The following is a 14,006-nucleotide window of genomic DNA, read 5'->3' as shown; positions in this document are numbered from 1 at the left end:
TATTATTTATTCAGCGCAATGCGTACGACGCTGTCCGGCGCATCGGTTGAGTGATCTTTATTAAATTTCTGTTTCACAGTGACATACAGCGTCTGACCGTCAGCTGAGAGCAGCAGGCTGTTTGGGTTCGGCGGCAGATCCCAGCTTTTCTTCACGCTGTAATCGGTCGCGTTGAGGCTAAGCAGTTTCCCGGAATCACGCTGGGTGATGTAAATCTCGTGGCGTTTGGCGTTGAATTTAACGGATAGCGAGTCACCCACTTCCAGTTGTTTCAGCACCTTGCCGGTGTGGATATCGAGCACCAGCGTGGTTTTCGCTTTGGAATTGTCGGTCACAAGCAGTCGCCCGGTTTGCGGATCTTCCGCCATATTCAACAGCAGCGCCGGTTTGTCGCCCAGCGGCTTCCAGCGTTTTTCAACGCGCTGGTTACGCGGGTTGATGACCAGGATCTCGCCACCGCCATTCGCGGCGTAGATGCGCTGAGTCGTTTCGGAGTAGTGCAGACCGGTCATCCATTTACCGGTGTTTTTGATGCGCGTTTTCAGCTTCAGCGTTTCGGCATCGACCACCCAGATCACTGCGGGATCGGCGACCGCGCCGATATACAGCAGACCGTTATGCAGCAGCACCTGACGTGCGCCATACGGGAAACCTTCCGGATTCCGCTCCGGGAACAGGACGCGATTTTTGACTTTGCCGTCCGCGGTATTCAACGCGCTCAGGCCACCGTCCAGCGAGTTGGTGACGTACACCGTTTTGCCGTCTGGTGAAATGGCCATGCCAAAGTTTTTCAGATCCGTATGGCTGCGCCCGATTGTCTTAAGCGTTTTGGCATCCAGTTTATAGACCACCCCGCCCTGAACATCTTTAAAACCTTCGGCACTGGCGACATACAGCGCGTCCCCGGCTGGATTTAACGCCATCTCATACAGGCCATCCGCCAGAGCGCGTTTTAACGTATCGGTCGCCACTGCTGGCGTCTCCACTTTTTCAACGGTATTTGTCGCCGTGGTGGCGGGCGTTGTGGCCGCGCAACCGCTTAATGCCGCCGCGATCAGCACTGCCAGGGCGGTTATGTTTTTTTTCATTCCTGGGTTCCTTACCAAAAAAAGATACGCATTAAACAATAAAGAGAATGAGAACTATACTTATTCTCTTTTTCGAAGCAAGCGTATTTCGCACAAAAAATACCCTTAATGAAACAGAGGTTCGAATTGTGAGAGCTCAAACGAAAATGGTAGATGAACGATAATTTCTGCGAATTATTCTGGACGAACAGGCCCCACAGGCCACAGAATGCGATTTGCACTTTTTTTATATTTTTCAAACGAATGACTTAACCTAAATATTGTCATTCATGTGTCGGTCACGCCAGGCAACGGTGTCATGAATAAAATCATCAAACGACTCGAAATCATTAAAAGCGCCATCGAACTTGAGGATGAAGAGATAATCCAGCAGCAGCTTGTGCATCTGCAGCGGGAATCTGGCGATCCCGTAATAACGGCAATTGCCCAGGCTATCGAGACGCGCCGGTTCAGTGATGCAATGCGTGAAATTGCCACCTGGTTGCAAAATCAGCGCGCAATAACCAGCTGGCAGGATCCGGCGATTGCTGCCAGCAAACTGGAACTTAAAGCGCTGGAAAGTCAGTTGCGCGAGCTGATTGACACCCGCAATACCCGTATTCAGATTCTGGATGAATTCAACGACCAGTATCATTTGCGCCTCGGGCCGTTAATGAGCCGTATTCTGGAGCTGCGTAAACAGCTCGCGGCTAGCGCCCAGCGCCGACAAGAAGCGGAGCGCAGACGCCGCGAGAAAGATTACCTCTCCTGTCAGCAGTACATCTCGCTGGCAATCGATCGGTTAGCACAGCTCAAGCAGCAGTGGATGGGCATGGACTCGACCTCTCGCTCTGCGGTCGACATTCGACAGCGCATCCAGCAGCAAACGGAGCTGATTACCGATCTGCTCGCCGAGATCCGTGAACTGGAAGCCGATTTTTCCCGCCAGGATGACAGTGACACGCGGCAGGCGCAGGAAGAAGCGGCGCATGAATATGAGGAATATCAGGAACAGCAGCAGGATGCCCAGCACCGCTTCGCACGCGATCAACGTCTTTCCGCAGACGAGCGCAATGAACTTAAGCGCCTGTGGCGTCAGGCCAGCCGTCTGTGTCATCCGGACGTTGTCGCCGACGAATTGAAAGAAAAAGCGCATCAGATGATGGTGCAGCTTAATCTGGCACGACAAAACGCCGATCTGGCGGCCATTCGTGCCCTGCTCACCCAGCTACAAAGCGGTCTTGAGCCGATGATGGCCAGCGATCGGCTGAACAATCTCGACCATCTGCGGCAGAAAATCCAACAGTTGCGGATCCAGATTGACGCGCTGCTGAAAGAGATAGCCGAGCTGGAAGCGGAAAATGCCTGGCGTCTGGCGACATCGCTTCGCGATAAAGAGGCATACTTTTCGGAGCAGGAGCGTGCACTGGCTGAGCTGCGCGACACGCTGGAGAATCAGGTCAAACACGTTGAGCAGGATCTGTTGGCGGGTTAAGGCCTGCCTGCTCAGCACAAATAATCAAAAACAAAGCTTAATCATGATAATCACGATAATTTAGAAATTTAATTTCACATCAAAAGCAACTTACCAAAACAATAAACCAATCAATGTCAAATTTTCAACCGTTACCACTCACCTTAACTTCTCCATTGCAACATTAACCAGGAATATTCTTAACGCACGATACTCTGGATCGTCACGCTTATCCCACCTCACCTGACAGCGCACCTTCCCTCCTCTTTTGTTTCCGTAATTTTTAAGACAACCCCGCATATTCCTCATTATTTTCCCTCCTGTTTACATCTATCAATAAGTGAAAACTATCAATCATTCTCCCGAAGTCGAAATAAACGATTTATCTTAAATTTTAACAAAGCGTAATATTTCAATTGAGAATAATCACAATAAAAAAATGTGAATTTGAACTAATTCCCGGACAAGGGAATAAACCCTTCATTTAATGTAAAGAGGGGCAGGATGCTATAGCCAATTTAAGGAGAATTTTATGTCAAAAGCTATTTTCTTTGGTGACAATTATTACACCTGGCTTGGCATGAAAAATATCCTGCGCGGGACATCAATCTATTATGGCATGCAGTATTACGCAACCCACTTGCCGCCCTCCTCTATTCCTTCGGTCCAGAATAATGATTACCTCATCATTCATCCCGAACGGACAGATATTCTGAAATACGCCAGCATCATTCGCCGTCTCTCCTCGCGTTCATCATTGATGCTTTTCGTGCTGACGGATGCCGAAACCTTTGCGGTGTTCCAGGCTATTTGCGGCATGCAGATGCATTTTCTCGACCACGCGTTGAGCCTTGACGCACTGCACCGCCGGGTGATTCACCTCATTAGCAGCAAGAACACGAGCGTGAGCCGTCCGCTGGACAATGCCATGAGCATTAATGAATTTAACGTCATGATGATGTATTCCCGGGGCTGGTCGCTGACCAGAATCGCCAATATTGCACATAAAAGCGAAAAAACAATCGGTGCTTATAAAAGCAATATTGCCAAAAAACTGGGGCACAGCAACACCCATCTGAAATACAGGCTTTTCCATTATCGTTAACCATCAACCGAGGAAATAAGACACGGACGAATGACGATTATTTAAGGCGCGTTCAATCACTAAGCATTATTCCGCCCTGCGGAAGGGTCTCTTTTTCCCAAAATTTGACAACCCAGGCAGCACTCATCGTGAGCCAACCCTAACCACAAGCGCAGCGCACCAACCAACAAAAAAACAGAAATGCAGACGAGGTTATTATGAATAAGGTTTACAATATTATATGGAATGCGGCACTCGGGCTTTGGGTTGTCGCCTCCGAATTATCAAAGGGGAAGAAAAAAAGTCGCTCACGTAAAACCGGACTGCAGATCGTTGCCGGTTTATTCGCCGGGGCCACTCTGACCGCCATCGCCGCCCCTCTCGTGACCACCGGAACGCACATTATCACTGATGATTACCCGGATGTTATCTCCGCCGGCGTCCATCAGGACGTCTTCGACTACGGTTTTTTATATGAAAACCACACCGGCGGCAGCGAACTGAATGTTACCGGCGCGATCCCCAACATCGCCTACGGACAGACCGGCATTGTGGAGTCGTCCACCATCCGGGATCTGCTGGAAAGCGGCAAAATTACGCTCACCGCCACCAGCCTCACCAACGAGCAAAAATCTATCACCACCATTGAGGAACTGGCGGAATACCTCAGTCATACACAGTCGTCTACCCCGCAGCAAAGCGTGGAATTTCAGGTGATTGACCCGGCCGATCCAGAAAAAACCTCAACCCTGAAGGTGTTTGATACCGCAAGCCTGGCAAGTTTCATTAGCGTCTCGCAGATTGGTGATGCGGTGCTCAACACGTTTGATGCCAATGTGTCGCAAATCTATAAGCAGTTTGGCTTTGCCCTTGCCAAAAATGGCGCAACCGCCAATCTCAACATTGGTGATAACACACTGAAAGTAAGAGAAAATGATATCCGTCTGCTGGCAAAAGACTCTTCTCTGCTCAAAGCACAGGAACCAAACAGCAAGGTCAACTGGCAATCCGATAACTACATCCAGTTTGGTGCGGCACCGGTCGTACCGACCAAAACCTACGCCGGCTCAAAACAAACCACCGTGTTTGGCGAAGACATTACCTTAATGACCTACGGCTACGATGAAGAAGGCAAGGTCGTTGAAACAGGTAACCGCACCTTTTCCATTAAAAACACGGCGGATCTGGCGAATTTCAACAACTGGCTGATTGGTGCTGGCAGTGAGAGCGCCAAAACACCCGACGGGCAAAATATCAGCCAGATCCAGCTGTGGCTGGATTCTGGTGCAATCAGTAAAGTTTCTGACGCACAGACTTACTACGCCAGTCTCATCAATCAACTGCTGACCTCCAGCACCAATGCCGACCTGTTAACCTGGGATTACGATGTCTGGACTGACGGGCTGGCACACACCAACAACACCACGGCAGGCACAGGGGAACTGCATGCTATCTACGCCAATGGACAAAACACCACCGGCACATTGGCCCCGGGAGCAATTCTGGCTGTCGATGGCAGTATCAATGGGGCAATGAAGGCCGATGACGGTGGTTCTATCTTCAATGAGGGTGCACTGAACGTTCTGCGGACCTCTACCGGGCAGGGGCTGGCGATTGGCATGCTGGCCAGTGACGCCAGCGCCACGAACCGTGGCACGATCAATTCCGGATTGTTTATCGATAAAGATGGTAATCAGAACGTAAACAGTTACGGCGCCTACGGCATGCAGGGGCTGGGAAACAGCACCGTGGTAAACGAAGGGACGATTAACCAGGCGATTACGACCAACAACTACGGGACTGCAGCGGCAGCCGATCCGTGGTCTACGGATAAACCCAACAGTTCTCTGACGCTCGCTATCGGTATGCAGTTATCCGGTGAAACCCATGGGACCAACAAGGGTGAGATTAACGTCGTGGAGGGACGGAGTAACGGCGACGCTTTCGGTAAGGGGACGGCTTACGGCGTTGAAGTGTCTGGTAATGCCACCTTCGCAAACGCTCCTGGTGCCACCATTTATCTTGGGCGTAAGGCCAGTGACCTCTCGCAGGATGTCAATATGGCAGGCGGCGCAAGTCCCAGCGCCGGGATCCTGACCAGAAGCTCAGGCGATGTCACCAATGACGGAACGATCACCCTTGGAAAAGGGGTACGTAACGCCGCCGGGATCCTGGTCGGCAACGCCACCGGGAACGTGATCAACACGGGTAAAATCACCCTCAATGGTGACTCGTCGTCCGGCACCAGCCCGAACTTCGGTATTTCGGTACGCGACAGCGGCAGCGAAAACGGCCAGCAGATCCGCAACGACGGCGAGATTAACGTCAATGGCCACAACAACATCGGTATCCATCTGACCGCCAGCTCGAAGAACGCGCATGTCACGTCCAGCGATACGGGAACAATCACGGTTGCAGGCGACGGCGGCACGTCGAACCGTAACTATGCGATCTGGGCTGAGGGGAGTACGACTTCTCAGGCTGTCGTCGATGTGCTTTCCACGATCACGCTGGAAGCCATCGGCAATATTGGCGTTCACGTCCGCGATAATGCGGTGGCAAACATTAACAGCACCAGCAGTCCGTTGTTCAAAAATAGCGATCAAATTGGCTACTACCTGTACGGCAACGGTGCGACCGCCAATATCGGCAAAGCCGATATGAATGACAACGGCCAGGCGCGCACGACGCTGTTCCGCATTGCTAACGGTGCAAACTTTGCCGGCGATACGATCAATCCGGAGAATAATCAGTCGTCTACACTCAAGATGACCTTAACCGGTGAAAAATCCATTGGCGTCTATGCAACCGGTACAGGCAGCACCGTAGATACGGGTGAAGCGACGTTCACCGTTAGCGGTAACGGGGCTGCTGCCCTGCTGCTGGAAGGGGGCGCAGCAGGTACCATCAGCGATAAGACCCTTATCGAACTGACCGGCTCAAACACCACCGCCGGGATTGTCGATGGGCAGGCGCATCAGTTGAACGGTAGCAAACAGAACGCCCCCGTCGAGACCGTTCTCAACACCAGTGCCACCATTCGATCCGCCGTGGATGGGCTGAACGTCATCGCCTATGTGGCGAAAAATCTGGGCAATATCGTTCTGCAACAGGACGCGGTTATCGATCTCGCCAGTAAAAACAGTATCGGCGTCGACGTGCAGGAAGGGGGACGGTTGAGCAACAACGCCTCCCAGGTATTGCACGTCAGCAACGGGATTGGCGTTCGCGCCTCCGGTAAAGACGCACAAATCAAAAAGCTGGGTGCAATAGAGGTCGATGACGGCACTGCTGGCGTGCTGCTGACCAATGGCGCAACGCTGAATATGACTGCGGGAAGCGGTGGCTTAGCCGATACCATTACGACCAACGGCACGGCGGACGGTATTCGTCTTGAAGCGGGGGCCGGATCGCTGACGGCCAAAGGCGTCACCATCAGCGCATTGGGCAGCGGCGCAGGGATTCAGAACCATGCCGAAAGCTCGGATATCACGCTAAACGACGTCACGATTAACGCCAACAACGGCCCAGGGATCCGCACCAGCGTGGCGCTGAACGTGAAAGATGGCGCCAACAATATGCTCAACGTCACCGGCTCTGGTTCAGGCTTTGCCTTCATGAAGGAGAACGGCGACAACGCTACCGGCGATTTGACTATCGGCACCGGTTACACGGTACTGGTGCACAACGACAACAACGATGCCACAGGGAACGGGATCGATGCTCGTACCAACGGCAGACTGACCACCCGCGCCAATATCACCGTTCAGGACGCGACGGGCGGTTCGGCGATTCTGGCAAAAGACGTTTCCACCCTCACCAACAGCGGCAACATCACCTCCAACAGCCTGAACGGTCCGGTGGTGGATGCCAGCGGTAACAACGGCAAAACTATCACCAATACCGGGACGATCCTCGCCGCTACAGACCAGGCCGTCGCGATTCAGTCCGGCAACGGCAACGACACCATCAACATCAGCGGCGGCAATACGCGCGGCGTCATCAACACCGGTGCCGGTAGCGACCGCTTTATCTGGAACAGCGGAACGTTTGCCGGAGAGGTGAACTTCGCGGGGACAACCAACAACAAGGCCAACATCGGTAATGTATCGCTGACGAACACGCGTCACATCACCACGCTCGCCGGGACGGGCAACGCCCTCACCTTCACGAATACCACGGGTAATGTCGGTTCGCTGCTGGCGGATGACCTCAGCCTGGGAACCAACATCGGCAACGGCTGGAATACGTTAACGCTGACGGGCGCGCAGGCGGATATGCGTATCGTTGAAAGCCTGACGCTGACCGACGGCACCCTCGCCGTTAACAACGGTGCGACGCTGCGCACGGGTGACCATCGGGACGTGAGTAATACCAGCGCAACCATTGGCAACTACAACATCACCACCAGTGGCAACGCCAGCAATATCATCTTTGATACCCAGGGCAATGGTGCCGACAGCCAGATTTATCAGGGGACTATCAGCGGTAGCGGCAACTTTGTCCGCGCAACGGGCGGCACGACGGTTTTCACCACCGATAACAGCTACAGCGGTTCGACCACCATCAATCAGGGCGGTGTATTACATCTGGGTCAGGGAGGCACGACGGGCGGTATCAACCCGGTTTCGCAGATCGTTGATGACGGTATTCTGACCGTTAACCGCAGTAACAACGTTCTGCTTAACGGGGTGATTTCCGGTATCGGCGCGCTGGAACAAATCGGTAAAGGTATTACGCGTTTAACCGGCGCCAACCGCTATAAAGGGGAGACCACCGTCGACAACGGCACGCTGTTGGTCAACGGTAATCAGTCAGCCGCAACGGGCATGACAACCGTGAATGGCATTGCAACACTGGGTGGCACCGGAACCCTCGGCGGCGACGTCGTGATGAATGACGCCACCACGCTCAGCGCAGGCGACGGCGGCGCGGGTACGCTGAAGATCAACGGAAGCCTGCAACTGGGCAACAAAACCACCTCTGCATTTGAGCTGGGGCAGGCCTTCGTGCCTGGCGGCGCACAAAACGATCTGGTCGATGTTGCCGGCAATCTGCTGCTTGACGGGACGCTGAACGTCAGCCAAAGCGCTGGCGGCACGTTTGGACCGGGCGTCTACCGTCTCTATAACTACGGCGGCACGCTCGACAACCAGACGCTGGAGCTTGGCGACGTCCCGGCGGGTCAGGATAAGAGCAACATTTTTGTCCAGACGGTGCTGGATAAACAGGTCAACCTGGTCAATGCCAACGGCGTCACGCTGCAGTTCTGGGACGGCGCGCAGACGGGTGAAAACCACGGTAAAACCGGGATTGAAGGCAACGGAAAAATCGACGGTGGCGATGGCAGATGGATGGCGATCGGAAGCCAGGGCGATAACAACTGGACGCAACAGGACGGAATCGGCAACGCACCGTGGGCGCAAAAAGCCTTCGCCGTCTTTACCGGCAACGCCGGCACGGTCGAGGTCGACAGGAGTGCGGGTAACGTTCAGTTCTCCGGCGCACAGTTTGACGCGGACGGCTATATCATTAAAGGCGACGCGCTGAACGCGTGGGCGACCACCGCGGGCAGCGATGAGCTGATGCTGCGCGTCGGTTCTGGCGGTGCGGGTGCAAACTTCACCGCGACGATCGAATCAACGATCCGCGAAGGTGACAGTGCGGATAGTCTGGTGCTGGTCAAGACCGACCAGGGCCGTCTGATTCTGAGCGGTGACAACACGTATCGTGGCGGCACGCGCATTGACGGCGGTACGCTGCAAATCTCGGCGGATAACAACCTGGGCCAGACCGGGACCGGCGTCACCATCAACAACGGTTCAACGTTACAGTTGGGCGCAGATTTCACCACCCAGCGCACCCTCACCCTGGGCACCTCTGGCGCGGCTGCCGTGTTCGATCTGAATTCGCATCACTTCTCCCCTGTCGGCGAGATAGTCGGTGCAGGCAACCTGAAAGTCACCAGTAGTACCCGTGATGCGGCCAGCACGCTGTCGCTCGATCGGGCCAACAGCTATCAGGGCACGACGCTGATTGAAGGTACCGGTGAGACTCATAACGTCACGGTGAATGCCAGCCAGACCGGCGTATTTGGCAGCAATGCCAGCAGCACGGTGAGCGTGACGAAAGGCGCAACGCTGAACGTCAGCGGCGCAGCAACCAGCCTGCAATCGCTGACGCTGGATATTACCAACAGCCTGTTAACGCTGAAAGACACGGTCACTGCGGCAGGTGCGACGCTGAATCTGAATGGCAAAGCAAAGGCGCTGATCGCAGACAATGCAACGGCAGGACAGTCGACCATTAACGTGTCTGAAGAGAGTACGCTGGCGCTGGAAGAGAATGCCAGCGGCGGTAATGCAACCGTGACCAACCACGGGCTGATGTCCTTTGCCGGTCGCGCGCTGGCACAAATGACCACGGTGAAAAACCAGTCCGGCGGCAACGTCGATGTCAGCCACGTCGACAGCGCGACCGCTATCGGTTCGCTTTCCGGCGCGGGTAACGTTGAACTGGGCGATAAAACCCTCTCCCTCGGCAATCTGGCGCTGGATGACATCATCAGCGGCATCATCAGCGGTGACCACGGCAACCTGGTGAAAATCGGTGACGGGACGCTGACCGTAACGGGCGACAACACTTACACCGGCACCACATCGGTCGATGAAGGGGTACTGCTGGTCAACGGTAACCAGGCGGCGGCGACCGGTGATGTAACGGTCAAAGCGGGTGCGACGCTCGGCGGTAACGGCATTATTGGCGGCGCGGTGAACGTGGCGGATAACGGCCATATTACAGCCGGTTCCACGATCAACAGCGTCGGCAAACTGACCACCGGTTCGCTGACCCTGAATGACCTGTCGCAACTGGACTATCAGTTTGGTCAGGCGTACACCCCAGGCGGCGCCTTCAACGACCTGATTAACGTCAACGGCGATCTGGTGCTCGACGGCAAGCTCAACATTGCAACCTCACCCGGCGGCAGTTTCGATGTCGGTGTTTATCGCGTCATTAACTACTCCGGCGCGCTGACCAACAACGTAATGGACATTGCCAACGCCCCGGCGGCGGCGGACAGTTTGTACGTGCAGACGTCGGTGAAAAATCAGGTCAACCTGGTGAATCACGGCGGTCTGACCCTGCGTTTCTGGGACGGCACCGGCGGTGAAAACGGCGAACTGAAAAACAACGGCGTGATCAACGGCGGCGATGGTATCTGGCAATCCAGCCATGGCAACGACAACTGGACCACCGATGAATCCACGCCGGAAGGTGCCCTGAACGCCCCGTTCACCGATGCCGCTTTCGCCGTCTTCCAGGGGGAGGCAGGCAACGTCACCGTGGATAACAGCCTGGGCGATGTGATCATCAGCGGCGCGCAGTTTGCCACCGATGGCTATCGCGTGGCGGGTGATGCCATCACCACCGATACCGCCAATACGCTGATTCGCGTCGGCGACGGCACCGTCGATGGCGCAGGCTATACCGCCACCATCGACAGCCAGATCCGCGGCACTGGCGGCATCAATAAGAGCGATCTTGGCACGCTGATCCTGACCGGCGATAACCTTTACGGCGGCGGCACGACCATTACGGCAGGGACACTGCAGGTTTCCGGCGATAAAAACCTCGGCGCTGCCAATACCGGGATCGCCTTTAATGGCGGCACGCTGAAATATGGCGATGCGTTTAATACCGCGCGTCAAGTGACGCTGGAATCCGGCGGCGGGACCTTCGACACCAACGGCTTCAACGTCGCGCTGTTGACCGACGTTGAAGGCAGCGGTCAGTTAACAAAAACGGGTCAGGGCACGCTGATGCTCACGCTGGACACCTCCTACACCGGCGGTACCCACGTCGTGCAGGGAACGTTGCAGTTGGGTAACGGCGGTGAGATCGGCAGCGTCCAGGGCGATATCATCGCTGACGGCATACTGAATGTGAAACGCTGCAACAGCTACACCCTGAGCGGCAACATCAGCGGCGAAGGACAGTTCCACCAGACCGGCAGCGGCACCACCACGCTGGAAGGAACGAATAGCTACAAAGGGGCAACGCTTGTCGCCAGTGGCGTTCTGCAAGCCGGTGGCGCCAATACGCTGAGCGCCGCGTCTCATCACTATGTGGCAAGCGACACCGCGCTGAAAACGCAAGGGTACGACCAGACGGTCGCCGGATTAACCAACAGCGGCAACGTGTCGCTGACGGGAGCGGCGGTTGGCTCCGCGTTAACGGTAAAAGGCGATTACAGCGGCAAAAACGGGACGCTTGAATTAGCCGCCGCGCAGAGCAACAGTGGTCAGGGCATTGCGGATCGACTGGTGATCGATGGCGGTAAGGTGAGCGGCAGCACGCTGCTGAAGGTGGACGGTTCCGGACTGGGCGCGCCGACGGTAGGTGACGGGATCGAAGTGGTGACGGCGAAAAACGGCGCCACCACCACGGCGCAATCCACACGCGACGGTTTCTATCTGGCGAGTAACCGCATGTCCGCCGGGGCGTTTGAATACCAGTTGTATGCTGGCAACACGCAAGGCCAGGGCGAAAACTGGTATCTGCGCAGCGCCTATCGTCCGGAAACCATGCTCTACTCGGGTCTCGCCAGCGTGGTGCGTCAGGGTGACCTGAGCCTGTTAGGTAACCTGCACCAGCGAATGGGGGATGACGTGCGACCGGGTCTGGATGACGACAACCGAGCGTGGGCGAGAATGATCGGCTACTCCGGTAAAACCAAACTGGACGATGTCACCGGCACGCAGACCACCAGCCACACGATGGGGATTCAGGCGGGGGTTGACCTCTACGCGGATGCCAGTTGGAAAGCCGGTGTGTACACCAGCATTCTGGATATCGACAGCAGCGTCAAAGGCAGTAAGGCGGGCAGCGCGGGTAAAGGCGGTAATATTGACGACAACGCGTTTTACCTGGGCGGTTATGCCACCTGGTTCTCCACTAATGGCATGTACGTTGATAACGTCCTGCAATACGGAAACCATGATGCTCGCCTGTCAGCATCCGGAAACAATGGTTCCCATACCGTGAAGGGCCACACGCTGACCGCCTCGACGGAAATCGGAAGAGCGTTCCGTTTAGGGGCAAGCGCGTGGAGTCTGGAACCACAGGCGCAGTTGATCTATCAGTACAGCGATTTTGATGACAGCACGCTGGGCGGCGCGACGAAGACGAAAGTCAAACTCGATACCGCCGATGCCTTCACCGCCCGCGTAGGGCTGCGGCTGAAGGCCGACTATGACACCCGCCGCGGCAAGATTCAGCCTTATGGTCGCGTCAACCTGTGGCAGGGACTGGGATCAAAAGACAAAACGCACTTCAGCAATGCGGTTGCGACCACGACGCTGGAATCCTCGCAGCAGTATTCCAGTACCGAAGTGGCAGCGGGTCTGAGCTGGAACATCGACCGCGACCTGCAGGTGTACGGCGAACTGGGAACGCAGTTCAACAACGGTGGGCATAAGTCGCAGGTGGAAGCGCCGGTCAATGCCTCCATTGGCTTTAAAAAGTCGTTCTGATAGCGTCTGATATGAAAAATCCCTCTGTGATACGGAGGGATTTCAGATTGCTGACAACGTGTCGAACTGGGATTATGCCGGGTGACGGCTATGCCTTACCCGGCCTACAGGCTTTGGAACATCAACACGTTACTCGTGACACCTGTGGATTATGCCTTACCCGGCCTACAGGCTTTGGAACATCAACACGTTACTCATGGCACCTGTAGATTATGCCTTACCCGGCCTACAGGCTTTGGAATATCAACACGTTACTCGTGACACCTGTAGGCCTGATAAGCGAAGCGCCATCAGGCTGATAACAAACTCAGGATAAAAAAGACAACGGATGGTTGAATCTGACGATCTGTTTATTCAGTGCAGTAGAATGGGCCAGACCCAACTTAACAATGATCCTCATTTTATGGGTCTGTATCGTTTTATAGCTCACGCTGATCAGATCCGATATCTCGTTTGGCGAATACCCGCTCACCAACAAACTGAGGATTTGTTGTTCACGATCGCTGAGTCGTTTTTGCGAACGGAATACGCGGGGATTCCAGCACTCCTCCGTCAGGGTTGTCAGTCGACCAAAATCACGCAGTGGTGATTTATCGGTCAACACAATGGCCTTTTCGACATACAGCAACTCAATGCACAACGCGGCCAGACGGCTATCAGCAATCACCACCACCGCATTATCGTAGAGTTTAAAACGGCTCTTATTTAAATAACTCACAAAATCCGCGTAAGACTGTTCGTGGCTGATGATATTAAAAATCATCAGCCGATGGCGATAACGTGCGGAGTAATCCACCATCACCTGCCAGGGTACACTCGTCACCTCAGCATTTTTACTCTTTAAATAC

General features: G+C 54.8%; 5 protein-coding genes. 3 read left to right on the top strand and 2 right to left on the bottom strand.

Annotation, left to right across the window (positions count from 1 at the left end):
• Positions 1-2: 2 nt before the first annotated feature.
• Complete coding sequence (locus OGY35_RS14475) at positions 3-1,088, bottom strand: YncE family protein (protein WP_286632632.1); 1,086 nt, start codon at positions 1,086-1,088, stop codon at positions 3-5.
• 298 nt (positions 1,089-1,386) lie between these two features.
• Here OGY35_RS14475 and OGY35_RS14470 point away from each other — a divergent pair, with 298 nt between their 5' ends.
• The 3 genes from OGY35_RS14470 (at position 1,387) to OGY35_RS14460 (ending at position 13,158) form a co-directional block, all read left to right on the top strand.
• Positions 1,387-2,562, top strand: a complete 1,176-nt coding sequence (locus tag OGY35_RS14470) for a coiled-coil domain-containing protein (RefSeq protein WP_152405570.1) — start codon at positions 1,387-1,389, stop codon at positions 2,560-2,562.
• 511 nt (positions 2,563-3,073) lie between these two features.
• Positions 3,074-3,646 (top strand): helix-turn-helix transcriptional regulator, encoded by a 573-nt coding sequence (locus OGY35_RS14465; RefSeq protein ID WP_286632631.1) that lies wholly within the window; start codon positions 3,074-3,076, stop codon positions 3,644-3,646.
• Positions 3,647-3,843: 197 nt separating this feature from the next.
• Positions 3,844-13,158, top strand: coding sequence for an autotransporter outer membrane beta-barrel domain-containing protein (locus OGY35_RS14460; protein ID WP_286632630.1), 9,315 nt, complete (start codon positions 3,844-3,846; stop codon positions 13,156-13,158).
• A 307-nt stretch (positions 13,159-13,465) separates the two neighbouring features.
• On the opposite strand, the gene OGY35_RS14455 is transcribed toward OGY35_RS14460, so the two are convergent.
• Positions 13,466-13,981 (bottom strand): helix-turn-helix transcriptional regulator, encoded by a 516-nt coding sequence (locus tag OGY35_RS14455; RefSeq protein ID WP_284554216.1) that lies wholly within the window; start codon positions 13,979-13,981, stop codon positions 13,466-13,468.
• Between the last annotated feature and the right edge of the window lie 25 nt (positions 13,982-14,006).

It is taken from the genome of Citrobacter sp. Ct235 (assembly GCF_030332305.1).
In the GTDB taxonomy this organism is placed as follows: Bacteria; Pseudomonadota; Gammaproteobacteria; order Enterobacterales; family Enterobacteriaceae; genus Citrobacter_A; species Citrobacter_A telavivensis.
Note: the sequence above shows the minus strand (reverse complement) of the source record. Positions and strands in the feature narration are given on the sequence as shown.

Bases quoted from the DNA above. Each gene is read 5' to 3' on its own strand.
- OGY35_RS14475 (WP_286632632.1), bottom strand. From the start codon at position 1,088: ATGAAAAAAAACATAACCGCCCTGGCAGTGCTGATCGCGGCGGCATTA.
- OGY35_RS14470 (WP_152405570.1), top strand. From the start codon at position 1,387: ATGAATAAAATCATCAAACGACTCGAAATCATTAAAAGCGCCATCGAA.
- OGY35_RS14465 (WP_286632631.1), top strand. From the start codon at position 3,074: ATGTCAAAAGCTATTTTCTTTGGTGACAATTATTACACCTGGCTTGGC.
- OGY35_RS14460 (WP_286632630.1), top strand. From the start codon at position 3,844: ATGAATAAGGTTTACAATATTATATGGAATGCGGCACTCGGGCTTTGG.